This window comes from Klebsiella sp. FDAARGOS_511, from assembly GCF_003812845.1.
Lineage (GTDB): Bacteria > Pseudomonadota > Gammaproteobacteria > Enterobacterales > Enterobacteriaceae > Klebsiella > Klebsiella grimontii.
The window spans coordinates 5,212,616-5,237,279 of record NZ_CP033824.1 but is presented as its reverse complement, the minus strand read 5'-3'; the positions used below and the strand labels follow the sequence as shown (position 1 = coordinate 5,237,279).

Genomic DNA, 24,664 nt, shown 5'->3' with positions numbered 1-24,664 from the left:
TTAATAATATAAAAATAGTGTTTCAAAAATTTAAAACACGGAGTTTATTTTAATGGCAAGATATACGGCTTCAGCCCCGCAGGGGCTGCAGGGAAGACCGATTTTGTTACGCCATCAGTTAGCCTACGGCGGCGGGAATTTACTGGGAAGCGGCGCACTGGCGATAAGCGGCGCATGGCTGCTCTATTTTTATACAACCTTCTGCGGGCTGACGCTGATCGAAGCCTCCTTTATCTTTTCCGTCGCCAGTATTATTGACGCGATTAGTAACCCGCTTATGGGTTATCTCACCGATAACTTTGGCAAAACGCGGCTGGGTAAACGCTTCGGTCGTCGCCGCTTCTTTTTATTGATTGGCATTCCGCTGATGATGTTCTACCCGCTGCTGTGGGTAGAAGGCCTCGGTTTCTGGTACTACCTGTGCACCTACGTCGTCTTTGAAATCATATATACATCGATTATGGTCCCCTATGAAACATTGGCGACCGAAATGACTGACGATTTCTCACTGCGTTCGAAACTGACCGGTTACAAAGCGATTTTCGGCAAACTGGCCAACTTTCTCGCGGCATTTATCCCCGGACAATTCATCCTCCTGTATGGTAAAGAATCCGCCACCCCGTTTTTTCTCACCGGGCTGACCTACGGCGTTATTCTTATCGTGGCCATCTCCTGCCTGTGGTGCTGCAGCTGGGAGCGTCCCCGCGAAGAGGAGATAAGCAAGGGAGAGAAAAAGGGGCTGTTCAATACTCTGCTCATGCTGGCGAAAGATATGCGCTCAACATTTTACCTGCGCGTATTCCGCAAACACCTGGGCATGTATCTCTGCGGCTTCGGTGCCGAGTGGCTTTTTGCCTCGATCTTCACTTACTTCGTTATCTTCGTGCTGCAGCACGATCCGGCGATGGTGGCCGGGCTCAACAGTCTGAACTCCATCCTGCAGCTGGTATCAACCGCCCTGTTTATTGGCCTTTGCGTGAAGAAAGGTTTCAGTAAACCGTATATTCTGGCGCTGAGCGTGGTTATTTTTGCCGTTCTGCTCTACACCTCGCTGTGGTTCTTCCATCTGCCGGCACATCTGGCCACCATCCTGATGTTTGGTATTACCGTACTCTTCGGCCTGGGCACCGGCGGCGTATACTATATTCCCTGGACCGTTTACACCTTTTTGGCGGATGTCGATGAAATCTATACCGGCCGTCGCCGCGAAGGGATCTATGCGGGAGCCATGACCTTCTCCGGTAAAATTTTGCGCTCTATCATCGTCTTTTCCATGGGGGCGATCCTCAGCTTCTACGGATTCCAGTCGAAGGCGCATACGCAGCCTGAAAGCGCGGTCACTGCGATTGCGGTGGTGTTCTGCGCGGGCGTGATTCTGCTGGCGCTGGCAGCCATTGTGTTCAGTAAGCAGATGAAACTCGATCGCAAGGCGCACCTGGTGGTATTGCAGGAAGTCGCGCGCATTAAGGCAGGTGGTAAGATTGGCGATATCGCGCCGGACGTTCGCCTTATCGTGGAAGATTTAGTCGGCCATCGCTACGAAGAGTGCTGGGGCAACAGCAAGCTGTTTAAAGACACGCAGGAAGGCGCCATTCAAACCGCAGTATCCCACTAAACCGTTATAACGCCCCGCTATCACAATGATGACGGGGCTGACGCAGCTAGTGCGCTTCTTCCTGCGGGGTGAATTTCAGTTCAATCAGCGCGATGGCCTTTTGTACCGCCCGCAGGGTCACCGGGTCAGCCGACGCCGGGTGGCTGGCAAAATCGATCGCTTTCAGTTGGGTGGTCATTTTTTCGCGCACCTCGACAGGGGCGATAATATCAATGACATCGAGGATCTGTTTGATGACTAACTGGCAGGCAACCACGTCAGAGACCAGCTCGTCGTGTTCGGTAAGATGTTGAGACATTTTTCACTCCTTTTTTCAGGAGCGTAATAGTAACCTAAATCGTGAAATATAAAAAAACCTGCCGCAGCAGGTTTTTTATCAGAACATACCGCCAGGCGGTACGTCTTTGAAGGTTTTACAGTAGTTTTCAAACATGCTTTTCAGGATTTTGCGCAGCTTCATGGTTGACTCCATTTTTTGTTATGCAGGTGTTAATGTCTTTACGGCTATAATATGACTCACATCACAAAAATCAATCAGAACGTGCGATAAATCACCCATTTTTTACAAAAATAATTTAATTATTAAACAACACTGAGCGAAATCGGAGAGTTAAGCACTGAACGCTCCGGACAAGTCTGCGCTCTCTTTGCTATGGCAGCGACACAATAATGAGTACAAACACCTCTTCCAGGGATGAACGTTCTTTTTCAGCACCTGCGCTGCTGGTGGCTGGCGCGTTTTTTATGGAGTTTCTTGACGGCACGGTGATTGCCACCGCCCTGCCCGACATGGCGAAAGATTTTGGCGTGACAGCGGTCGACCTCAATATCGGGATTAGCGCCTATCTTATTACCCTTGCGGTCCTGATACCGGCCAGCGGCTGGATCGCCGATCGTTTCGGCGCGCGGAAAATCTTTACTCTGGCGCTGGCGATATTTACCCTGGCTTCGGTGTTTTGCGGGCTGTCGACCGATGTTGATGTGTTCGTCGCGATGCGCATTCTTCAAGGGGTAGGCGGCGCGCTGATGGTACCCGTTGGCCGGCTGGCGGTGCTGCGTACCACACCGAAGCATCAGCTGATTAAGGCGATTGCTACCCTGACCTGGCCGGCGCTGGTCGCGCCAATTATTGGCCCGCCGCTGGGCGGATTTATTACCCGCTACGCCAGCTGGCACTGGATATTCTTTATTAACGTTCCGCTCGGGCTTATCGCTATCGCCCTGTCGTTGCGCATCATTCCCAATATTCGCGAAGATGAGCGACGCCCTTTCGATCTGTCGGGCTTTCTTGCCACCTCGGTGGCGATGGTTAGCCTGGTTGCCGCCATGGAGCTTCTCGGCGAGCGCCAGCCTCTGGGCTGGCAGACCCTGGCGCTGCTGGCGTTAGGCCTTGGCTGCATGCTCTTCTCGCTGCGGCATTTCCGTCGAACCACGTGGCCAATGGTGCGCCTTGATGCCCTACAGATCCCCACCTTCAGGGTCACCATGTACGGCGGTTCCCTGTTCCGCGCTTCCATTAGCGCCGTGCCGTTTCTGCTGCCGCTGCTGTTCCAGGTCGGATTTGGTATGGACCCTTTCCACTCGGGGCTGCTGGTGCTGGCCGTGTTTGTCGGCAACTTAACCATCAAGCCCCTCACAACGCCGCTGATCCGCTGGTTGGGCTTTCGCCGACTGTTGCTGATTAACGGCGCATTAAACGTTTTGTCGCTGCTGGCCTGCGCCTTTTTAACCCCGCAAACGCCGGTTTGGCTGATCGTTGTGATTCTCTATCTCGGCGGGGTCTTCCGTTCTATCCAGTTTACCGGCATCAGCACGCTCGCGTTTGCCGATGTACCTGCCACGCAAATGAGCTATGCCAATACCCTGTTCAGCACCGCTTCACAGCTGGCCGTTGGGCTTGGGATCACGCTCGGCGCGATTGGTATTCGTCTTGGGGAAGCGTTGAGCGACTGGTTTATGCTTTCTCATCTGCCGGGCATCAGCTTCCGCCTGTCGTTTATTTTTATTGCGCTGATTTGCCTGGTAGGAATGATTGATAGCCTGCATCTGAACAGAGAGGCGGGTAGCAGCGTGTCGAACAAAAAGAAATAACGAAAGAAAAGGCCAGCAGCGCTGGCCTGGCAAATTTCATACTGACCGGATATTAACCGACGATCTGGCGAACGAACGCTTCGATCTCTTTATCCTGGCAGTTCTCAAAGAAACACTGCTGGAAACGAGGGCCAGAAACGGCAGTTTTTACCAGCTCCGGATCGATGGCGCGCAGCGTATCCAGGTAGTTCTCCTTAACAACCGCAGCTTTGACCGTGTTCAGGATCCCGGCGTTACGCACCTGAGGCTCTTTACGCTCCGGCGGATAGCCTTCGCCATTACGGCCGGTGAAGGCTTTTTCAAAGATAAAGCGGACGTTCAGCTCTGCGCCCCAGCCAAACCCTTTCGCAAACGGCAGAGAAAGCGCGTTACCGTTGTTGATCTGCGCAAACAGGAAAGCATCCGCAGGATCGATGCAGTAGCCGCAAACCACGCCCGGGTGAATATTCAGCGACATCAGCGCGCCCTGGCCCGTGCCGCAGCCGGTCACGACAAAGTCGACCGCTTTCGAATTCAGCAAGATGCTGGCCATGATACCCAGATGGATATAGGTCAGGTGATGGTCGTTTTCATCGCTCATCCCGACGTTGTAAACCGGGAAACCTTTCTCGTCAGCAACGGCTTTTAATTCATTGAGGATGATGGCGTTTTTGTTTGCCTGGCTGTTTTCCATCATCAGTGCGATTTTCATGCTTTACTCTCCTGAATGCTGTGCGGATACTCCCGCGATAGTTCGTTAGCGTTGCTAAGAACAATACTACCTTACGAACATACTTTCAAATTTTATGAAAAGTTGTTTTAGAAACTGCATTTCGCCTCACACTTTTGACTTCCATCCCCTGGCGGTAAGGCGCCCCCCTTACTTATCCGCGTCATAGGAATCCGGCCGCGGCCGCCGGGCGCGTCTATTTTTACCGCTAAATTTGGCTCGCCGTTTTTTCACATGAAATATTAAATTAAAACCATTCTCATTATTTTTAAATCGCCAATGCGTGTTATTCCCATTTGCATTATTAATAAATAATTTTATTAATTTACTTTTTGCAAATAAATTAATAACAAATTATAGTGAGCGCACAATAATCCTTAACTCTATTTTCCCGGAGCAGCCTGATGCTAAAAACTGAAATGATCGATAAGCTGAATGCGCAGATGAACCTTGAACTTTATTCTTCTCTGCTTTATCAGCAAATGAGCGCCTGGTGCAGCTACCACAGTTTTGAAGGCGCCGCCGCGTTTCTGCGCCGCCACGCACAGGAAGAGATGACCCATATGCAGCGCCTGTTCGACTACCTGACCGATACCGGTAGCCTGCCCAGCATCACCGCTATCGCTTCGCCGGTTGCAGAATATACCTCTCTGGATGAGCTGTTTCGCGCGACCTATGAACATGAACAGTTGATTACGCAGAAAATTAACGAACTGGCCCATGCGGCGATGACCAGTCAGGATTATCCAACATTTAATTTCCTGCAGTGGTACGTTGCTGAACAGCACGAAGAAGAAAAACTGTTTAAATCCGTTATTGATAAACTGTCCCTCGCCGGCAAAAGCGGCGAAGGTCTGTATTTTATTGATAAAGAGTTGGCAACGCTCGATACGCAAAATTAATAAATACGGCAGCGAGGCTCAGCGCTCGCTGCCAGATTAATGACGGCAAATTTTACTTTCGTGCGTATTAAAGCCTTCATCAGCGGCAATAAACTTGCCTTTTTTCTGCAAAAACGCCACCAGCTCCGCCGCGCTCAGATTTTCCGCCGAGCAGGTATGGAATCGAGCCTCTTTCCCGAAACGGACGATAATCGCCGCTTCCAGCGTTGCAACAGTGTAAGACTCGCCTGATGAAATCATCATTTGCAGCACTTCGTGACCATGTATTGATGGCATAACCCCTCCCGTAAACACCGAAGAGTAAACCAGCCGCAGCGGCAGGTTATTGCGCCAGCGCAGCTTTAGCGCAACCCCTTTGAGATTGTAAATTTATCATTACACCATCTGTAACCCTCATTTGACGAACTCACTGATTTCACATACTCTGCGCGGCATAATTTATTGTGTATTCCGTGATGGATAGAGAAAAGCGTGAAGAACCGCACTCTGGGTAGTATTTTAATCGTTGCCGGCACCACCATCGGCGCCGGGATGTTAGCAATGCCGTTGGCATCGGCGGGCGTCGGTTTCGGCGTCACGTTAGGTTTGCTGATAACGCTGTGGGCGCTGATGTGTTACACCGCTTTACTGCTGCTGGAAGTGTATCAACACGTGCCGGCGGATATGGGGCTGGGTTCGCTGGCGGCTCGCTATCTGGGGCGTTACGGGCAGTGGGCCACCGGTTTTTGCATGCTGTTTCTGCTGTACGCGCTCACCGCTGCCTATATCAGCGGCGCTGGCGAGCTGCTGGCTGCAAGCCTCAATCAGTGGCTGGACTGGCGCCTGCCTCCCGCGGCAGGTGTCCTGATTTTTACCGGGATCGGCGGAACGGTAGTGTGCATCGGGACCTCGCTGGTCGATCTTTTTAACCGCTTTTTATTCAGCGCAAAAATTATCTTTCTCGCCATTATGCTGGCTCTTCTCCTGCCGCATATTCACCAGATAAATCTGCTGACTCTGCCACTACAGCAAGGACTGGCGCTATCGGCCATTCCGGTGATTTTTACTTCCTTTGGTTTTCACGGCAGCATACCCAGTATTGTGAGTTATCTGGGCGGAGATATTCGCAAGCTGCGCCGGGTATTTGTCATCGGGAGCTTTATTCCCCTGGTCGCCTATATTTTCTGGCAGCTAGCGACGCTTGGCAGTATTGACTCCCCGGTATTTACCGCGCTGCTGGCAAAAAATGCCGGGCTTAATGGCCTGCTGGAAGCGATCCGTGAAGTGGTTGCCTCTGCGCACGTTGAACTGGCGGTACATTTGTTTGCCGATCTGGCGCTGGCGACGTCGTTCCTCGGCGTGGCACTTGGGTTGTTCGACTATCTGGCCGATCTGTTTCAACGCCAGAACAGCGCCGCAGGACGGATACAGAGCGGTCTGATTACCTTTTTGCCTCCTCTGGCCTTCGCGCTATTTTATCCACGCGGCTTCGTGATGGCGTTAGGTTACGCGGGCGTCGCGCTGGCCGTGCTCGCGCTCATGCTGCCTTCGCTGCTGGTCATGAAGAGCCGTCAGCAGCACCCCAATGCCGCATGGCGAGTGGCGGGCGGTTCTCCCGCGCTATGGCTTGTTCTACTATGCGGAATCGGTATTGTCGCGATTCAGTTTGCGATAGTCGCAGGCCTGCTGCCCGCGGTGGGGTAAAAAAAGAAGGGGGCCGATTTAGCCCCCTTCTTTTATTTCACTAAACAGCACTGCTTGTATTTCTTACCGCTACCGCACGGGCAAGGATCGTTGCGCCCAATCTTCGCCTCATTTCTGATGGGCTGCTGAACTTCCGCCGGTTGCGCGTGCTCAGTCCAGTAGTTGTATAGCGCCAGGGCCGCAGGACGAATTCGCTCAACGCTGGCAATAAACGCTTCGGCGGATAATTCATCAAGCGCCTCGAATCGCTCCTCGGTACCGTGCAGGGCGATGACGTCCAACTCCGGCTGCAGCGCTGCCGGCAGCGCGGACCAGTCGCTCAATCCTACTCCGCGCATATAGCCGAAGCACCACTCTTCAACAATCGTAAGCTCCTGCCCTTCCTCTTCCCGGCTGCCAAACATCGGCTCGAACTGATCGGGATAATCGCTTAAACGCTCGGCAATATCGCTCATTTGCTGCAGCGTCAGGTTCACAAAACGATCCCGTTCGCGATCGTTGGCCCAGCGCGGCACGTTATCCGCTCCGCCCCAGATAGCCATCAGCCACTGCGCAGGCTCAATCTCCGTCGGCCCGGAGAGAATGGCCGTCAGCAGCCCATCAAGCTCGGCAACGTCCATGATAGTGCCTTCAACCGCGTATTTCGACAGGATATCATCCAGCCATTCAACTTCGCTTTCGTTCAGGGGTCCAGTTTTCATAAACAGGCTCATCGTCGTAAAAAATGGCGCTTACAGTAGCGGAAATAGCGAGAGAAAACCACCCGGCTACTGAAGGTTCAGGCTGCGCAGCGTCTCAGCAATCTCGCTAAAGGCCTCCGGCGAGAGCGGTAACAGCGGGCGCGGTAAGCAATCCTCAGCGCAAATACCGAGGATCGTCGCTGCGGCGGCAATGACCCGCAGGCTTCCGCCATGCTTGCGGAACAGCATCCACAGCGGCTCCAGCCTGGCGCTTATCGCCATCGCCCGCTGGGCCTCGCCCCGCGTCGCGGCTGCCACTATCTCTTGGGCAACGTTCGGAAAAAGTCCGCCGCACACGGAATACCATACTGCACAGCCGGCGTTCAGCCCATCGGCCGCACAGGCGTCTCCGCTAATCCCAATAGACACCCCGTCCGGGAGCTGTCGCCGCAGGCTCTGCACACGTTGCGCGACTTCATGGCTGGCAGGTCCGGGTATTTTAATTGAGGCAATTCCCGGCAGCGCGGCTATCGCGCTTTTGAGCTCATCGGACAGAGAAATATGGGTAGTAACTGGATTGTCGTAAACGCAAACGGGTACTGAGACATGGCGACAAACGGTCTGGTAAAAAGTTAAAATTTCCTCATCTGACAGGGGCTGATAAGCCATCACCGGCAGGAGTAGCGCGTTCGCACCTGCCCGCTGGGCATCGTCTGCCAGACGAAGAACCTGATCGGTTCCCACCGCCCCGATCCCTACCATCAGCGGCACCGAGCCGGCATGCGATTTTGCCTGTCGGACAACCTGCATTCTCTGCTCACGGCTGAGGTATGCGTAGCTTCCCGTCGAGCCGAGCACGCCGAGCGAATCGACAGCAGCGTCAACGAGATGAGTAACAATGCGAGCAAAAGCGGTTTCATCAACGACGTGATGATTGAACGGAGTCAGAGGAAAAGCGCAAAGGCCAGTAAACATTTCATCCCCACTTATTGAGATAATGATCGAGTGCTGGCAAATAGTAGCAACAGAAATTTGTTTTGTCCTATGACAAAATAGAGTGAGGTGACGTTGAGGGACTAAAGGGACATGGTGGAAAAACAAAAAAACCACCCGTAGGTGGTTTCACGACACTGCTTATTGCTTTGATTATTCTGCTTTATCCCAATGGTACCCGGAGCGGGACTTGAACCCGCACAGCGCGAACGCCGAGGGATTTTAAATCCCTTGTGTCTACCGATTCCACCATCCGGGCTCGGGATAGAAATTGGAGGCGCGTTCCGGAGTCGAACCGGACTAGACGGATTTGCAATCCGCTACATAACCGCTTTGCTAACGCGCCTTAATGCTTTAACACCCGCAACTGCCGATGTTCTAAACTGGAGCGGGAAACGAGACTCGAACTCGCGACCCCGACCTTGGCAAGGTCGTGCTCTACCAACTGAGCTATTCCCGCATCATCAAGCTAATTTGCTAATTACTTGATTTTGTTATCGTCTGCCAGACTGTGCTGCCGTTCGATGCGTTGCATTCTACTTACCTGGCGCAATGAGTCAACGATATTTTTTAAAACCTTGTGTTGTTTGCTGAAAATTGCGCCGAAACGATCACTGATCAAGCAAATCGCCGCGCGCCGCGTTCAAATATTGCAGCATAGACCATAGCGTCAGCACTGCCGCCACGAGAAACAGACCAATTCCCGCCCACTCGACCCAGATATTTGGCCGCCACAGCATCCACACCAGCGCCGCCATTTGCGCGGTGGTCTTTACTTTGCCTATCCAGGATACCGCAACGCTGCTGCGCTTGCCCAGTTCAGCCATCCACTCGCGCAGTGCGGAGATAATAATTTCACGAGCGATCATCGTGGCGGCCGGTAACGTCACCCACCAGGTATGATAATGCTCGGCAACCAGGACCATCGCAATGGCAACCATAACTTTATCGGCAACCGGATCGAGAAAGGCACCGAAACGGGTGCTCTGATTCCAGCGACGCGCCAGGTAACCATCGAACCAGTCGGTCACGGCGGCAACAAAGAAAATCAGCGCGCAGGCAAAAGGCGCCCAGGTAAACGGCAGGTAAAACGCCAGTACAAAGAAAGGAATAAGAATGACGCGAAACAGGGTAAGCAATGTAGGGATATTAAATTGCATAGTAACGGGTAACTATCTGTTGTAAGTAAAAATTAGCCCTATGTTGCTACAGAGCCCCTAATGTTTCAACGAGTAGAAGATCTTTTCTGCCAGACCGTGAGATATACCCGGTACTTGCGCAATTTCTTCGACGCTGGCTTTCTGCAACCCCTGCAGACCGCCCATATATTTCAGCAGCATCTGTCGGCGTTTGGGTCCGACGCCCTCAATGGTTTCCAGCGTGCTGGTGCTTTTTACTTTTGCCCGTTTCTTACGGTGGCCGGTAATGGCATGATCGTGCGACTCGTCGCGAATATGCTGAATCACATGCAGCGCGGGAGAATCCGGCGGCAGGCTAAAACCCTCGCCTTCTGGTTCGAAGAATAACGTCTCCAGCCCTGCTTTACGATCGCTGCCTTTTGCCACGCCCAATAGTAGAGGATGATTTTTATCCCACGGCACATCAAGTTCGGCAAAAACCGCTTTCGCCTGCCCAAGCTGGCCTTTACCGCCGTCGATCAGAATGACATCGGGGATTTTATTCTCTTCTATTGCCTTGCCGTAACGACGACGCAGAACCTGGTTCATCGCCGCATAATCATCTCCCGGCGTGATGCCGGTGATATTGTAGCGGCGATACTCCGCTCGTAGCGGTCCGTTGCTATCAAAAACCACGCATGACGCAACCGTTTGTTCACCCATCGTATGGCTGATATCAAAGCATTCCATCCGGTTGACGGCAGGAAGCTTGAGCAATGTCGCCAGCGCCCGCAGGCGTTGGGTAATCGTCGAATGCTGGGAAAGTTTGGTGGTCAGCGCGGTCGCGGCGTTAGTTCGCGCCAGCTTCAGGTAGCGGGCGCGATCGCCGCGGGGTTTAGTCTGTACGTTAACCCGCCGCCCGGCCAGTTCCGAGAGCGAATCCGCCAGCAGGGTTTTGTCGCCGAGGTTAAAATCCAACAGGATTTCGCCCGGTAGCGTACGCATCTGGCTGCCCTGTAAATAGAACTGCCCGACAAACGTTTCCACCACTTCACCCAGCTCGGTGCCATTGGGCACTTTAGGGAAATAGCTGCGGCTACCAAGAACTTTCCCCTGGCGTATAAAAAGCACGTGGACGCACGCCATTCCAGCATCAAACGCCACGCCGATAACGTCCAGATCGTCCCCGGTATTGGAGACGAACTGCTTCTCCGTTACCCGGCGTACGGCCTGAATCTGGTCGCGGATCCGCGCCGCCTCTTCAAACTCCAGCGCCTGACTCGCTTTTTCCATACGGGCAATCAGCTGGGTCAGCACCTGATCGTCTTTACCCGCAAGGAACAGACGCACGTAGTCGACCTGCTGGGCATACTCTTCCTCGCTCACCAGTCCGGCGACGCACGGCCCCAGACAGCGGCCAATTTGGTACTGCAGGCACGGCCGAGAACGGTTGCGATAGACGCTGTTCTCGCATTGGCGGATGGGGAAGATTTTTTGCAGCAACGCTAACGTTTCGCGAACCGCGTAACCGTTAGGGAATGGGCCAAAATATTCACCTTTAGCGTGCTTCGCCCCGCGATGCGTCGCCAGGCGAGGATGCGTATCGCCGCTAAGGAAAATAAAGGGATAGGATTTATCATCGCGCAGCAGCACGTTGTAACGCGGCTGGTATAGTTTGATGTAGTTGTGCTCAAGCAGCAGCGCTTCCGTCTCGGTGTGGGTCACCGTGACGTCTATCTGGGCGATAAGCGCCACCAGCGCTTCGGTTTTACGCGAAGCCAGGTTGCTACGGAAATAGCTGCTAAGCCGCTTTTTCAGGTCTTTCGCTTTGCCTACATAGATGACAGTACCGCCAGCATCATACATCCGATAGACGCCCGGCTGGCTGGTCACTGTTTTCAGGAAAGCTTTTGCGTCAAAAACATCACTCACTGACTTGCTAACGACTCCGCATTGCACAGGCCATGGCGAATTGCCAGGTGCGTCAGCTCCACGTCACCATGAATATTCAATTTACTGAACATGCGGTAACGGTAGCTGTTCACGGTCTTCGGACTCAGATTCAACTGCTCTGAGATCTCGTTGACCTTCTGACCTTTGGTAATCATTAGCATAATCTGCAATTCTCGCTCAGACAAACTGGCAAACGGCGACTCCGCCTTTTCCGGTTCGATCTGGCTGAGAGCCATCTGCTGGGCGATATCAGAGGCGATGTAACGCTGGCCCGATGCCACGCAGCGAATTGCATTCACGACCTCCTGCGGCGCGGCGCCTTTACTAAGGTAGCCAGCAGCACCGGCCTGCATCACTTTTGCCGGCAGCGGGTTTTCCGTATGCACGGTAAGCATAATCACTTTGGCATCAGCAACGGAACGGGCAATTTTTCGCGTAGCCTCGAGGCCGCCGATACCCGGCATGTTCATATCCATCAGGACTACATCTACGGGATTCGCGCGGCACCATTTCACGGCATCTTCACCGCAGCAGGCCTCGCCGGCAACTTTAATCCCTTTTATATCTTCCAGAATGCGTCGTATCCCTGCGCGCACCAGTTCGTGGTCATCAACAAGAAGGACGTTGATCAAAGGAATATTCTCCAGAATTAGGGATAACGCTACTGATAGCTTATCTCCCACATATTACCGGGTTTTAACCTAATTTTAAAAGCCAAAAAATGTTCTGGGAAAGATTTCTTACGCAGCGATGGAAATTTGTCTGCACACCTGCTGGAAAGCCATACATAACATAGAGTTGTGCAATAGTTATTTTTTAACATTCATCATACAGATTACGTAAAAACACAACACAATGCGTAGGCCATAAATAAACGCCTGAATATGTAACAATTATTAACACGAAAACAGCGCCATGAAAAAATTAACCCGCTTAGCCCTCATGAATACGTATTATTCAGTCAATTAAATCATTCACCATTCGGATGAAAGAACGGAAATCCAGCACTCCTTTTTTTTCCTTTGCTTGTGGTATACTGCGCCGCCTTCACTTTTAGTCATGCGCATTTGCGCAGAAAGCAACCGAGGATATCGATGAGCACACCAGATTTTTCCACTGCGGAAAATAATCAAGAACTGGCACAGGAAGTTTCGTGTCTGAAAGCAATGATAACGCTGATGCTGCAGGCCATGGGTCAGGCTGATGCAGGCCGCGTGATTATAAAAATGGAAAAGCAAATCGCGCAGATGGAAGATGAGGCTCAGGCTGCCGTATTCTCCAGCACCGTTAAGCAAATTAAACAGGCATATCGTCAGTAATCATTTACCGGCTGAAGGTATTACTAACAGCCGGTCTTACGTCTGGCACGCAGAACACCAATGAGATCAAATTAGGCCCGTCGCCACGGCATAGCAGGCAATTTGGGTTTTGTTTGGCGCATTGAATTTTCGCTGCATATTCTTCTGGTGGAAATTGACGGTATTTTCTGAGATAGACAGAATCATTGCGACCTCAGCCGAGGTTTTCCCTTCTGCTGTCCATTTCAAAATTTCCAGTTCACGTCGACTAAATTTCATTTCCGGCGGCATAACCATCTCGTCCTCCAGACGCAAGAGCGTCAGCAGGCTCAATTCGGTTAGGGTTCTTAAGCGCATCTCCAGTTCGTCTTCCGCAAAGGGGCCCTGGCTATGGCTTGCGCCTGAAACCGACAGGAATCCCTGAGCATGGTTAGGCAGGGTCAGACACTGCGTCACGCCTTTGCGTAATCCATGGTCGCGCGCGCCGTTCCATAATTCAGGCGTATCGTTGAATAGCTTATCGTTCCAGGGCAAATGGCCACGAAGAAAATTCTCCTTACGCAGTACCGGGTCGATCGCAAAATAATTCTCGGCTTGATAATGCGCCATCCAGGCCTGCGGATAAGTTGATTGCAGCGTGACCCTGGGGCGAGTAAAAGGCACAGGATGCCTTACGCAGAGTGCGAAGTAGTCATATTCCAGCCCTTTTGCCTGCTGCTGGAGAAGATGAAAAACCCCCTCACCTACAGAAACTGACTGAAATTGTTGCAGCATTTCCCGCCGCCAGCTGAAAAAATCATTGTCCCTCATAACTGACCAAATAACTCCTGAGTGATAATCATTATTATAAATACATAAAGCTAACACATAAATCCTGCTTATATGTATAAAAAATGGTAGCCACCGCATTTATTAGACTGCGGTTGGCAAAAGCGCCAGACGCGTTAAAAAATTATGCCAATTGATGTGGCACAAAACCTTGACAGAGGTATCGTCGTTGATGAGCGCCAATATCTGGGGAGGCTTTTTTGCTGAACAACCGGAAATTCTTCGCGGTCTGCCGCATCCGCCTGAGCGAATGCGGCCAGCGCAAGGAGATTATTGCATCAGGAATTTTTCGAGGAACTGTCGAGTACGCGCCTGCTGAGGATTAGCAAACAGGGATTTCGCTTCTCCCTGTTCAACGATGCGCCCCTGATCCATAAAAATAGCGCGGTCCGCTACGTCGCGGGCAAAACTCATTTCATGGGTCACGATAACCATCGTGCGCCTCTCCTGCGCCAGTTGACGAATGGTATTGAGAACCTCACCGACCAGCTCCGGGTCTAACGCCGACGTTGGCTCATCAAACAGAATAACATCGGGACGCATCGCCAGCGCGCGAGCAATCGCCACGCGCTGCTGCTGCCCGCCGGACAAACGGCGCGGGTAGCTATTCTCTTTACCAGTAAGCCCAACTTTCGTGAGCAGTTCACGCGCCCGGGCAATGGATTCATTTTTATCCTCCCCCTTGACGATGACCGGCCCTTCGATAATGTTTTCCAACACCGTACGATGGGGAAACAGATTAAAGTTCTGAAACACAAAGCCCACATGCTGACGCAGACGACGAATCGCCGCTTTTTGCTGGTTAATGCTGCGCGCGGCATCAATCGTCACGTCGCCTACGCGAATCGTGCCGCTTTCCGGCTGCTCCAGGAGATTAATGCTGCGCAGCAGCGTCGTTTTCCCCGAACCGCTGGGACCGATGATCGCCACCACTTCACCCTGTTGAACCTCAAGGTCAATACCGTGGAGCACCGTTTGTCCATGGAATTTTTTCACCAGGTTTTTGACTTCAATCGCACTCATTTTGGATCTCGCTCCTGGCGGTTCAGCTGATTTTCAAAATAGTTCTGCAGCGTAGAAAGCACCGTCGCCATTACCCAGTAGATAAGCGAAGCGGCCAGGTACATGGTGAAAACCTCCAGCGTTCGGGAAGTGATCAACTGGGCCTGGCGGAACAGTTCCGGCACCTGGATCGTAGCCGCAAGCGACGTATCTTTCACCAGGCTGATGAAACTGTTGGACAGCGGCGGTAGCGCCACGCGCGCGGCCTGGGGAAGAATAGCGCGGCGCATCGCCTGCCAGCGCGTCATCCCGATACTCGCTGCCGCCTCCCATTGCCCTTTATCAATCGAGGCAATCGCTGCGCGCAGCGTTTCCGCCGCGTAGGCCGCCGTATTAAGCGACAGGCCGATCATCGCCGCGGGAATGGGATCCAGCTCAATACCAAACTGCGGTAAGCCGTAATAGATCATAAACAGCTGCGCTATCAGCGGCGTTCCGCGAAAGATGGAAATATACATCCGCGCCAGCCACTTAATCGGCCAGACGGGCGACATGCGCATCAGCGCCAGAATAAACCCCAGCACCAGGCCAAAAAACATGCCGCCGATGCTGAGCTGTAGGGTAAATACCGCACCTTTCAGCAGAAAAGGCGCAGAATCGATCACCAGTTGGATACTTTCTTGCATTCTATGTGTTCTGCATTAGATATGAGGATGATAGGCGAACAGCGCAGGGGCGCCACCGGTGTGAACAAACAGTATTGGGCCTTCATCCTTAAAGCGTTTCTGGCTAATGCCATCAATCAGTCCAGCCATCGCCTTCCCGGTATAAACCGGATCCAGCAGGATACCTTCCAGCTGCGCCAGTAGCTTCACCGCGGCCATCCCTTCGTCGTTCGGCGTCCCGTAACCCGGCGCAAAGTAGTCATCCCACAGCTGAATCCCGGCCTTTGCCTCAAGCTCCAGGCTATTGGCCACTGCCTGCTGCAACGCAGCCACTTTTGGCAGCTGGTCGGCCACCTTGCGCGACACAGTCACGCCGATAAGTTCGGCATTGGGCATCAGTTGCTCAAGCCCCACGGCGAGACCCGCATGCGTACCGGCGCTGCCGGACGCGACGACCACGGAGGAGAGCTCAACCGCCCCTTCGCACTGCTGAGCAATTTCCAGCGCGCTTTCCACGTAGCCCAGCGCGCCAAGCGCGTTCGAACCGCCAACCGGGATCGTGTACGGACGGTAGCCCTGAGCCTCGATACGGGTCGCCAGCTCTTCCAGCTGCGCATTCGGATCGGTCAGTGCGTCGCACATTTCGACCTGAGTATTAAACAGGTCAAGCAGCAGACGGTTACCGTTAGTCAGGTAGTTCTCGGCCCGGGTGCCGATTGGGTTTTCCAGCAGCGCAACGCAGTGCAGGCCCAGTTTTGCGGCCACGGCCGCCGTCTGGCGCACGTGGTTGGACTGGATAGCCCCTGCGGTAATCAGCGTATCCGCCCCCTCCCGCAGCGCATCAGCCACCAGGAACTCAAGCTTACGCAGTTTATTGCCCCCCATCGCAAGCGGGGTCACATCATCACGCTTGATAAAGATTTCGCGGCCAAGGTAATCGGACAAGCGCGGCAGATATTCAAGCGGCGTCGGCGCGCCAATCAGTTCCAGACGCGGGAAAAGGGTTAAATTTTGCAGTGACATAAGACCTCCTGACTGAGTTATCCTTGATTATGCACGCTATGGCGCTCGAAATAAAAAAAGGCGCTATCAAGAGCGCCTTTTTTCATCGCCAGCCGTTACTTCGTCACGTCAGCGCCAAACCATTTTTCCGACAGCGCCTTCAGGGTGCCGTCTTTTTGCATATCCGCAATGGCGCCATCAACCGCTTTCAGCAGGTCTTCATTACCTTTACGCAGCGCAACGCCGGACTCCTGACGGGAGAAGGCCTCCCCGGTCACAGCCAGGGTATTGCCGGTTTTCTTCACCAAATCCAGCGCCGCCAGGCGGTCAACCAGGATAGCGTCGATACGACCTACGCGCAGATCCTGATATTTCGTCGGGTCATCATCATAGGTACGAATGTCGACGCCCTGTACGTTCTGGCGCAACCACTCTTCATAGTTGGTGCCCAGACCAACGCCAACTTTCTTACCTTTCAGGTCAGCAGCGGTTTTGATCACGCCTTCGTTACCTTTCTTCACCAGCGCCTGAATCCCGGAGATGGTGTACGGCGTTGAGAAGTCATATTTTTTCTTACGCTGATCGGAAATAGTGACCTGGTTAATCACCACATCAATACGTTTTGAGTCCAGCGAAGCCAACATGCCGTCCCACTTGGTAGGTTTAAGGTCAGCTTTCACGCCAAGGTGTTTTGCCAGCTCGTTAGCAAATTCCACCTCGAAACCGGTCAGCTTACCGTCATCTCCCTGGTAGCTGAATGGCGGATAAGTCCCTTCCAGGCCAACGCGTAGCGTGCCGCGCTCTTTAACCTGATTGAGCAGATTTTCAGCCGCAAAGGTTTTTGCGCTGACGCCAGCCATTAATACAACAGCCATTGCGCCCATCAGCGCCTGACGACCCAGAAGTGCTAATTTCATAGATACCCCTAACAGAGTGATATTTTGCAATAGTGTAAGGCGTTTAGCCCTGGTCACCAACATCGATACGCTACATCTTATTCCAAATTATTATATATGATGCCTTTTAGGGCATAGGGAAAACGTAGGCGAAACGTCTGCATTTTGCTGGATATCTCTCATACTGCAATAGTCAGCTTGATGACGTCTGGAGCATGGAAGATGAAAAACCCCACGTTACTGCAGTGCTTTCACTGGTACTACCCCACCGGCGGCGAATTATGGCGTGAAGTCGAGGCCCTGGCGCCGAACCTCAATGAAATCGGTATCAATATGATTTGGTTGCCCCCAGCTTATAAGGGTGCTTCCGGAGGATATTCGGTCGGTTATGACTGCTACGATCTGTTTGATCTCGGCGAGTTCGATCAAAAGGGGTCTGTCGCCACGAAATACGGCGATAAAACCCAGCTACTGGCCGCCATCGCCGCGCTGCGCGAGCACGATATCGCCGTGCTGCTCGACGTGGTGGTCAACCACAAAATGGGGGCGGATGAGAAAGAGCCGGTACGCATTCAGCGTGTTGATCAAAACGACCGCACGCAAATCGCCGATGAGATTATCGAGTGTGAAGCCTGGACACGCTACACCTTTCCGGTACGGGCCGGTCAATACTCTGAATTCATCTGGGATTATAAGTGCTTCAGCGGCATCGATCATATCGAGAATCCCGACGAAGATGGCGTGTTTAAAATCGTCAACGACTACACCGGGGAGGGATGGAACGATCAGGTCGATGATGAAATGGGTAACTTCGACTACCTGATGGGCGAAAATATCGACTTTCGTAATCGGGCGGTGACCGAGGAGATTAAGTACTGGGCGCGTTGGGTGATGGAACAAACCGGCTGCGACGGCTTTCGCCTCGATGCGGTTAAGCATATCCCCGCCTGGTTTTATAAAGAGTGGATCGACCACGTCCAGGAGGTCGCGACAAAACCGCTGTTTATCGTCGCGGAATACTGGTCGCACGAAGTCGATAAACTCCAGCAGTATATCGCCATGGTTGACGGCAAGACGATGCTCTTCGACGCCCCCCTGCAGATGAAATTCCATGAAGCCTCGCGGCAGGGTCGCGACTACGACATGAGCCAGATTTTTAGCGGCACGCTGGTGGAAGCCGACCCGTTCCACGCCGTGACTCTGGTGACTAACCACGACACCCAGCCGCTGCAGGCGCTGGAGGCGCCAGTTGAGGCCTGGTTCAAGCCGCTGGCCTATGCGCTGATTTTGTTACGTGAGAACGGCGTTCCGTCAGTCTTTTATGCCGATCTGTTCGGCGCAAGCTATGAGGACACCGGCGGCGACGGCGAGACCTACGCCATTGAGATGCCGGTGATTGAGCAATTACATGAGCTGATCGATGCCCGTCAGCGTTTTGCTCACGGCGTACAAACGCTGTGGTTCGATCACCCGAACTGTATCGCCTTCAGCCGAAGCGGCACCGAGGACGATCCGGGCTGCGTGGTCGTGCTTTCCAACGGCGACGACGGCGAAAAAACGCTGCCTCTGGGCGAAAACTACCGTAATAAACGCTGGAGGGATTTTCTCGGCAACCGCGAGGAAATCGTTGAAACCGACGATGAAGGAAACGGCATTTTTACCTGTAACGGCGGCAGCGTGAGCGTGTGGGTTATTGAAGAGGTGCTGTAAAATACGGGGGGAAACGCCGCGGGCTGAGAAGGTTTTCAGCCCGCAAAAAGCTTATTGTCCGCTTTTATCCGCTGACGCTTTTTTCCATGCCAGTTCACATTCCGGAGTGAGACGATTCACCCTTTTAAGCGTCATCCGATCGTAGCTCAAGGTATCACCTTCGCGCTCAATCGGATAGACATCCAAAGCGGAGGTGACGTTATAAACCGCGTCATCACGCTTCATTAATTTCCCCGGCAGGACAATGACCCGCTGCCACTGACGACAGTCAAGCGTGTCACCCTCTTTGGTCACAATCAGGCTGGCGATCGCCTCCGGGCTCATCATTTCTCTCTGCGGGCCTGCCGATTGCCAGTATCCTTCCAGCCCTGTCGGCGCTGGCGCTTTAACAACATCGCTGTAGCTATCAACCTGAACGCACCCGGCGAGGGTCAGCAGAGCACCAGCAAACACTATCTTTTTCATCATCCATCCCACAAACCGATAAAAAAACATTGTGGCATTAAAGCGTTAAGCTCGCCACCCTTCCCGGATCGGGGAGCAGCGCAGCAAGACGCCGCCGTCCTCAACCAATATGGCTAAAATTTGCCTTCGAATGTTAAGTTATTCTTACTTATCTTATAAAACCAATAAATGAGAAGATGTTATTTTAACCATTCAATATAAGGATAATCCTATTTTAAAAAACCACAAAAATGACCATCCTGTATATGACGGGTATTGAATGTTTTTATTTCCTCCACATAGCGATTTGTAGCCTTTACTTTGAGAATATTCCTGGCAAATTATGGGGCTTATTACGAAATAGTTCAGGCTGCCTAATGGTTCCATGGCAGCAGTCGTTTTTATTGCTAACAAAATGGACTTCATCGCTTATCGGCGAGGAATAAATTATCGTTACGTGTTGATTGAGGATGGGTCATGTCAACGATTATTATGGATTTGTGCAGCTTCACCCGGCTGGGATTAACCGGGTACCTGACTGGCAGGGGGGTAAGGAAGCGAGATATCACTGAAGTTCACAGTGCTCAAAGCCTGAAAACCCTCTGCGAGGCCAGCCGCCCTTCAGTGGTATTTATCAACGAAGATTGCTTTATTCATCATGAAGACAGCAACCAGCTTATCCGGCAAATCATTAGCCAGTATCCTGCAACGCTATTTGTGATCTTTATGTCGCTGGCGAATATTCATTTCGACCATTACCTGCTGGTACGTAAAAACTTACTTATTTGCTCTAAATCTCTCACCGAAAAAGACCTGGATGACATTCTCGCCATCCGCCTAAAATATGAGAACTATCGCGCTACCCGGCTTAATATCCCCACGCTGACCTTAAGCCAGACCGAGTCAAATATGCTGCAGATGTGGATGGCTGGTCACGGAACCTCGCACATATCAGCGCAGATGAACATTAAGGCGAAGACCGTCTCATCGCACAAGGGCAATATTAAAAAGAAAATTCACACCCACAATAAACAGGTGATTTATCACATAGTACGACTGACTGAAAACATCACGTCCGGAATTCATGTCAACCTGCGTTGAAAGACGCTGGCGGCCGCTGCCGCCAGTTCACTTGCGGCAAGTCACTCGTCCCGCTCAACGAAAATACCGTCAGGATGCCCGTGCTCGTTAAAAAACCATATGCCGAGCGGATAATCTTCCAGCGATACCAGATACATTACCCCTTCGCTAAACGACTCTATCGCCAGCACAACACCCGATCGACGTGGGCCACCATCGGTCTTCACCGTGACACGATCGTTTACCTGCATAACTCATCTCCTCTATTTTTGAGCCAGTGTAGAACAAAACAGCCGATCGCGCAGTGTCCAGCCCGGTAACTGCTGTTTTTCTAGACCGTCTATACTTAAGTGGCCCTATCTGAGTTAAGCGAGGTAGCCGAAATGAAAACCGCCAAAGAAAATAAAGGCGCAGGCGGCGTTGATGTTGACGCCCTGCTGGCGGCGATTAATGAAATCAGCGAAAGTGAAGTGCAGCGTACGCAAGACGATCCCCACCGCGTCAGTATTGATGGCCGGGATTACCATACCTGGCGCGAGCTGGCTGAGGCCTTTGAACTCGATATCCATGACTTCAGCGTCACCGAAGCCAACCGCTGAATTCTGCGCGAAAAAAATCCCGACTCGCAGGAGTCGGGATGAAGCTTGCTAATGCAAGAAGCACTTGAAAATTCGTTACATCAGGATATCCGATGCGCTACAAACATTACCCTCAATTATTTTGCATGACAACAAACATTCATGAGGCAAATTATTGAAAAAAGTGACTTAGCTTCATCGTCACGCTGGCAAAGCTCGCCAGGCAAGGACTCCAACACTTCGTTCTTCCACGAACGTCCGACTGCCGCCAAACGATTTTTAAGAATAATCTCACTAAAATAACCACAGTGGATGATTTCAATTCAATTTATTCACAAAAGAAATTTCTTTCACCCTTCAGCGCAGACCCGATCGCGCCCATCCTGCTTGGCCAGATACAAGCGATGATCGGCAACTGACTGCAAATTTTCGAAGTTATATTCGCCGGTATCATCGCTGGCGCTCACCCCTAGCGAAGCGGTAATGCGCAAAGAGGTGCTGTTTCCCAGCAAAATCTCGCGACTATTGATGCGGATACGAATCCGTTCAGCAATCACCTTCGCTTCTTTTAATGGGGTATTCGGCAGCACAATGCAAAACTCCTCCCCGCCAACCCTCCCCGCCAGATCGCCTTGCCGAATATGGCTGGCGATAGTGCTGGCCACCAGCGACAGTACGCGATCCCCCGCGTGATGACCGAAGCGATCGTTAACGCTTTTAAAATAATCCAGATCGAGCTGAATCACCGCCACAGGTCGCTTCAGACGCTCGCTCAGACGAGTTTCCGCAATAGCGCGTTCAAACAGCGCGCCGCGGTTTAATAAACGGGTCAGCGCATCATGCCAGGCCTGCCATTCCAGCGAGGTCTGCAGCACGCTCATGTTGCGCACCATTCGACGAATGACCAGCCAGGAGATCAGCAGCATAAAAGTAAACATTAACCACATCAGCATCAACGCAATGGTGATGCTGCCAAAATCACCGCGGACCCCTTCCTGGATAGTATGGATACGGATCAGCACTCCATCAAAATTGCGTAAATTTTCCCAGCTAATATAACGCGTTACCAGGCGAATCCCGCCCTGATTCTCATGGGAGGACGCGCGGCTTAGCATCTCCTGTTCACGCGGCGACAGCAGCGTCAGCACGTTGCCCGGCGCAGAAGAGGCAATTAAATTGAGTCGATTATCATAAAGCTGGTACTCGCCTTCCTCGCCCGTTTTTATCGCATTGACCAGAAACGTTTTCATCTCCTGAACCGAGAAATCCATCGCCAGAACGCCGAGCCAGTGGCGCTGGAAATCAAGCGGAATAGATGCCGTTACCACCTGCATTTCGCGCTGCGATTCATCATCGGGGAACGTTTGCCACACAATTCCGCGGGCAGGATTATTCCGCTGCGTTTGTCGGGTAAACCATGCAGCGCCTGTTGCCCGCGAATAGAGGGCCAGCGCCTGCGTTGAATTTTTCGGCAGCTCGGTCGTCGTAAAAAAACCGCTGCGCGACACGTACAGCATGCGTTTCGCAAATCCACGGTTGTTATTGGCCAGACGCAACATATAACCCAACTCCAGTGTGGCCATGAGCTCATTGCCGGAAAAGGGATTATCACGGGAAAGAAGCGCGTCGCCATCGACAAAGGCATCCGCAACGCCGTAGATCGGCAGCGTCCGGCGGTTATGGATCTCAACCGACCATATGGGATCGTGCCGCTTTGTTAAGTAATCCTCTTCGGCCTTACGCAGCGCGGCAAAATCCAACGGCGTACCCAGCGCCGACTGCATACCGTTACGAAAAAAAATCATTCTGTCGATATTAAACTGCAGCAGGCTGTCGAACTCATGGGCCACGTTTTCAAGATTATTGCGCTGGTTTGCGACGTAGGCCTCTTCCAGGACCTTGATCTCACGCCATATCAGCAGCGTGGAGAAGCAGAAGACGATAAAAAAACAGAGATTAACCACATATCCGGGGCTTAAAATCTGACGCAATTTTTCCACCCATATCAGCTTATCCATCGTTTTCTCGCAGCACGGTTAAAGAAGCAAACGTCATCCACGCTCCCTGTTTGTAAAATAATCACTATTATGAAAACGCCCGACGAATGCCGGGCGCTGATAAAGGGTCAGGTGCGATTCGACTTCCCTCCCCCTCCGCGAATAAGTTCATCCTCACGAAACGCCTCGCGCTTAACGCCGTAACCGTCATACCAGCGGCACTCCACCATGCCGCTGGCGAACCCGGTAACGACCATACGAGGGCCGCCGTTTTTTCGCCTCACTTCATCACTGACCAACAAGACCATTTTTGCCTCCGGTATCAGGAAGAAACAGATTTACCTTAGACGAAGCTGAACCACTTTGCATGAGCAGGAGCACATTTACTTCGCCGGACGACGAAGAGCGGCAATCGCTTTCACTCCAGCCAACACGATGGCGCCAATGATGAATCCCAGCACCAGGTTGGCGGCCGTTGGCAACAGCGAGGCAATCACCGCATTCTGCCCATGGGCCAGATTTTCAACGGCATGGTGCAGCGGCGTAATACCGTGGACCACAATACCGCCGCCGACCAGGAACATCGCCAGCGTGCCAACGATGGACAATACTTTCATCAGGCGGGGCGCAATTGCCAACAAAGCTTTACCTGACCACTGCGCCAGCGAGCTGGTTTTCTCCACCAGCCAGTAGCCCATATCATCAAGCTTGACGATGATCCCCACCAGACCGTAAACCCCCACCGTCACCAGCAGCGCAATGCCGGATAAAATCAGGATCTGATTTAATAACGGCGCTTCAGCCACAATCCCCAGCGTAATCGCGACAATTTCAGCTGACAGAATAAAATCGGTGCGTATCGCCCCTTTCACCTTATCCCGTTCAAAAGCCATGGGGTCCTGGTTCGCCAGGGCCTCAAGCCGCTGCCGGCGAACCTGCGGATCCTCTTTATGCTTCCGCGCCTGCAGACTGTGCAGCACCTTCTCGACGCCTTCGAAGCAGAGAAACGCGCCCCCCACCATCAGCAGCGGGGTAATCGCCCACGGGATAAAGGCGCTGATCAACAACGCCAGCGGCACCAGGATCACTTTATTGATCAATGAGCCTTTAGCTACCCCCCAAACGACCGGCAATTCGCGGTTGGCCCGCACGCCGGTGACCTGTTGAGCATTAAGCGATAAATCGTCTCCCAATACGCCTGCCGTTTTTTTTGCTGCCAGTTTCCCCATGACCGAAATATCATCGAGTAACGTGGCAATATCATCCAATAAGGTTAATAGACTACTTCCCGCCAAAATTGCATTCCTTCATTTATGGTTGTTCCTCCTGAAGTATGAAGCAAAAGCGCTTTTTCGCCCACCAGTGTCCATAGTCAACAAAAATTTAACCATAGCAGGCGAATTAAAGCGCTCGCCAGCAC

Annotated in this window: 27 protein-coding genes and 3 tRNA genes; 8 read left to right on the top strand and 22 right to left on the bottom strand. The window is 52.4% G+C overall.

Annotated elements, in window-relative coordinates; translation table 11 throughout:
- Positions 1-103: 103 nt before the first annotated feature.
- Complete coding sequence (locus EGY08_RS26305; protein ID WP_177447596.1) at positions 104-1,615, top strand: MFS transporter; 1,512 nt, start codon at positions 104-106, stop codon at positions 1,613-1,615.
- 46 nt (positions 1,616-1,661) lie between these two features.
- Here the strand turns inward: EGY08_RS26305 and EGY08_RS26300 are convergent, their stop codons facing one another.
- Positions 1,662-1,913, bottom strand: coding sequence for a DUF2766 family protein (locus tag EGY08_RS26300; protein ID WP_004103438.1), 252 nt, complete (start codon positions 1,911-1,913; stop codon positions 1,662-1,664).
- A 78-nt stretch (positions 1,914-1,991) separates the two neighbouring features.
- Positions 1,992-2,075: a stress response protein AzuC gene (gene azuC, locus EGY08_RS26295; RefSeq protein ID WP_004136622.1), complete on the bottom strand. Its 84-nt coding sequence runs from the start codon at positions 2,073-2,075 to the stop codon at positions 1,992-1,994.
- A gap of 209 nt (positions 2,076-2,284) precedes the next feature.
- On the opposite strand from azuC, the gene EGY08_RS26290 reads away from it, so the two are divergent.
- Positions 2,285-3,706, top strand: coding sequence for an MFS transporter (locus EGY08_RS26290; RefSeq protein WP_123829153.1), 1,422 nt, complete (start codon positions 2,285-2,287; stop codon positions 3,704-3,706).
- 52 nt (positions 3,707-3,758) lie between these two features.
- Here the strand turns inward: EGY08_RS26290 and EGY08_RS26285 are convergent, their stop codons facing one another.
- Positions 3,759-4,397 (bottom strand): RpiB/LacA/LacB family sugar-phosphate isomerase, encoded by a 639-nt coding sequence (locus tag EGY08_RS26285; protein WP_123829152.1) that lies wholly within the window; start codon positions 4,395-4,397, stop codon positions 3,759-3,761.
- Between the two features lie 422 nt (positions 4,398-4,819).
- Here EGY08_RS26285 and ftnA point away from each other — a divergent pair, with 422 nt between their 5' ends.
- The gene (gene ftnA / locus EGY08_RS26280; RefSeq protein WP_004122089.1) at positions 4,820-5,317 is read left to right on the top strand and encodes a non-heme ferritin; all 498 of its coding nucleotides are present in this window, start codon (positions 4,820-4,822) and stop codon (positions 5,315-5,317) included.
- 36 nt (positions 5,318-5,353) lie between these two features.
- On the opposite strand, the gene EGY08_RS26275 is transcribed toward ftnA, so the two are convergent.
- The gene (locus tag EGY08_RS26275) at positions 5,354-5,593 is read right to left on the bottom strand and encodes a YecH family metal-binding protein (RefSeq protein ID WP_004122091.1); all 240 of its coding nucleotides are present in this window, start codon (positions 5,591-5,593) and stop codon (positions 5,354-5,356) included.
- Between the two features lie 195 nt (positions 5,594-5,788).
- On the opposite strand from EGY08_RS26275, the gene tyrP reads away from it, so the two are divergent.
- Positions 5,789-7,000, top strand: coding sequence for a tyrosine transporter TyrP (gene tyrP, locus EGY08_RS26270; RefSeq protein ID WP_123829151.1), 1,212 nt, complete (start codon positions 5,789-5,791; stop codon positions 6,998-7,000).
- 32 nt (positions 7,001-7,032) lie between these two features.
- Here tyrP and EGY08_RS26265 read toward each other — a convergent pair whose 3' ends face one another.
- The 8 genes from EGY08_RS26265 to uvrY all read right to left on the bottom strand — a co-directional run bounded on the left by EGY08_RS26265 (position 7,033) and on the right by uvrY (position 12,376).
- Complete coding sequence (locus EGY08_RS26265) at positions 7,033-7,701, bottom strand: YecA family protein (RefSeq protein ID WP_004122096.1); 669 nt, start codon at positions 7,699-7,701, stop codon at positions 7,033-7,035.
- Positions 7,702-7,767: 66 nt separating this feature from the next.
- The gene (locus tag EGY08_RS26260; protein WP_004122098.1) at positions 7,768-8,655 is read right to left on the bottom strand and encodes a dihydrodipicolinate synthase family protein; all 888 of its coding nucleotides are present in this window, start codon (positions 8,653-8,655) and stop codon (positions 7,768-7,770) included.
- 190 nt (positions 8,656-8,845) lie between these two features.
- A tRNA-Leu gene (locus EGY08_RS26255) sits at positions 8,846-8,932 on the bottom strand.
- Positions 8,933-8,945: 13 nt separating this feature from the next.
- Positions 8,946-9,019: transfer RNA gene (locus tag EGY08_RS26250), tRNA-Cys, on the bottom strand.
- A 38-nt stretch (positions 9,020-9,057) separates the two neighbouring features.
- A tRNA-Gly gene (locus tag EGY08_RS26245) sits at positions 9,058-9,133 on the bottom strand.
- Between the two features lie 151 nt (positions 9,134-9,284).
- Positions 9,285-9,833 (bottom strand): CDP-diacylglycerol--glycerol-3-phosphate 3-phosphatidyltransferase, encoded by a 549-nt coding sequence (gene pgsA / locus EGY08_RS26240; protein ID WP_004122100.1) that lies wholly within the window; start codon positions 9,831-9,833, stop codon positions 9,285-9,287.
- A 57-nt stretch (positions 9,834-9,890) separates the two neighbouring features.
- Entirely contained in the window at positions 9,891-11,723 is a 1,833-nt protein-coding gene (uvrC, locus tag EGY08_RS26235) for an excinuclease ABC subunit UvrC (RefSeq protein WP_004122101.1), read from the bottom strand.
- A complete protein-coding gene (uvrY, locus tag EGY08_RS26230) occupies positions 11,720-12,376 on the bottom strand; it encodes a UvrY/SirA/GacA family response regulator transcription factor (protein ID WP_004122102.1) in 657 nt (218 codons plus the stop codon). Before uvrY ends, uvrC begins: the two co-directional genes overlap by 4 nt.
- Positions 12,377-12,838: 462 nt before the next feature.
- Between uvrY and EGY08_RS26220 the strand changes: the two genes are divergently transcribed.
- On the top strand, positions 12,839-13,063 hold the full coding sequence (locus EGY08_RS26220) for a DUF2594 family protein (protein WP_004122104.1): 225 nt from the start codon (positions 12,839-12,841) through the stop codon (positions 13,061-13,063).
- Between the two features lie 66 nt (positions 13,064-13,129).
- Here the strand turns inward: EGY08_RS26220 and sdiA are convergent, their stop codons facing one another.
- From sdiA to tcyJ, 5 genes are all read right to left on the bottom strand, one after another.
- The gene (gene sdiA, locus EGY08_RS26215) at positions 13,130-13,852 is read right to left on the bottom strand and encodes a transcriptional regulator SdiA (RefSeq protein ID WP_004122106.1); all 723 of its coding nucleotides are present in this window, start codon (positions 13,850-13,852) and stop codon (positions 13,130-13,132) included.
- A 288-nt stretch (positions 13,853-14,140) separates the two neighbouring features.
- A complete protein-coding gene (gene tcyN, locus EGY08_RS26210) occupies positions 14,141-14,893 on the bottom strand; it encodes an L-cystine ABC transporter ATP-binding protein TcyN (protein ID WP_004122108.1) in 753 nt (250 codons plus the stop codon).
- Positions 14,890-15,558: a cystine ABC transporter permease gene (gene tcyL, locus EGY08_RS26205; RefSeq protein WP_004103458.1), complete on the bottom strand. Its 669-nt coding sequence runs from the start codon at positions 15,556-15,558 to the stop codon at positions 14,890-14,892. Before tcyL ends, tcyN begins: the two co-directional genes overlap by 4 nt.
- A 15-nt stretch (positions 15,559-15,573) precedes the next feature.
- A complete protein-coding gene (gene dcyD / locus EGY08_RS26200; protein ID WP_123829150.1) occupies positions 15,574-16,560 on the bottom strand; it encodes a D-cysteine desulfhydrase in 987 nt (328 codons plus the stop codon).
- Between the two features lie 95 nt (positions 16,561-16,655).
- Complete coding sequence (tcyJ, locus tag EGY08_RS26195) at positions 16,656-17,456, bottom strand: cystine ABC transporter substrate-binding protein (protein ID WP_004122115.1); 801 nt, start codon at positions 17,454-17,456, stop codon at positions 16,656-16,658.
- A 201-nt stretch (positions 17,457-17,657) separates the two neighbouring features.
- On the opposite strand from tcyJ, the gene amyA reads away from it, so the two are divergent.
- Positions 17,658-19,145 carry an alpha-amylase gene (gene amyA, locus EGY08_RS26190; RefSeq protein WP_049114928.1) on the top strand — a complete coding sequence of 496 codons (1,488 nt, stop codon included), beginning with the start codon at positions 17,658-17,660 and terminating at the stop codon, positions 19,143-19,145.
- A gap of 51 nt (positions 19,146-19,196) precedes the next feature.
- Here the strand turns inward: amyA and yedD are convergent, their stop codons facing one another.
- Positions 19,197-19,610, bottom strand: a complete 414-nt coding sequence (yedD, locus tag EGY08_RS26185; protein ID WP_123829455.1) for a lipoprotein YedD — start codon at positions 19,608-19,610, stop codon at positions 19,197-19,199.
- A 456-nt stretch (positions 19,611-20,066) separates the two neighbouring features.
- On the opposite strand from yedD, the gene rcsA reads away from it, so the two are divergent.
- Positions 20,067-20,690: a transcriptional regulator RcsA gene (gene rcsA, locus EGY08_RS26180; RefSeq protein WP_004122124.1), complete on the top strand. Its 624-nt coding sequence runs from the start codon at positions 20,067-20,069 to the stop codon at positions 20,688-20,690.
- Between the two features lie 41 nt (positions 20,691-20,731).
- Here the strand turns inward: rcsA and dsrB are convergent, their stop codons facing one another.
- Positions 20,732-20,920, bottom strand: coding sequence for a protein DsrB (dsrB, locus tag EGY08_RS26175; protein WP_004122127.1), 189 nt, complete (start codon positions 20,918-20,920; stop codon positions 20,732-20,734).
- Positions 20,921-21,052: 132 nt separating this feature from the next.
- Here dsrB and yodD point away from each other — a divergent pair, with 132 nt between their 5' ends.
- The gene (gene yodD / locus EGY08_RS26170; RefSeq protein WP_004122130.1) at positions 21,053-21,268 is read left to right on the top strand and encodes a YodD family peroxide/acid resistance protein; all 216 of its coding nucleotides are present in this window, start codon (positions 21,053-21,055) and stop codon (positions 21,266-21,268) included.
- A gap of 329 nt (positions 21,269-21,597) precedes the next feature.
- Here the strand turns inward: yodD and dgcQ are convergent, their stop codons facing one another.
- From dgcQ to EGY08_RS26155, 3 genes are all read right to left on the bottom strand, one after another.
- Complete coding sequence (gene dgcQ / locus EGY08_RS26165; RefSeq protein ID WP_004122134.1) at positions 21,598-23,265, bottom strand: cellulose biosynthesis regulator diguanylate cyclase DgcQ; 1,668 nt, start codon at positions 23,263-23,265, stop codon at positions 21,598-21,600.
- 107 nt (positions 23,266-23,372) lie between these two features.
- A complete protein-coding gene (locus tag EGY08_RS26160; protein ID WP_004122136.1) occupies positions 23,373-23,552 on the bottom strand; it encodes a YodC family protein in 180 nt (59 codons plus the stop codon).
- Positions 23,553-23,627: 75 nt separating this feature from the next.
- Complete coding sequence (locus EGY08_RS26155) at positions 23,628-24,539, bottom strand: DUF808 domain-containing protein (protein ID WP_123829149.1); 912 nt, start codon at positions 24,537-24,539, stop codon at positions 23,628-23,630.
- Between the last annotated feature and the right edge of the window lie 125 nt (positions 24,540-24,664).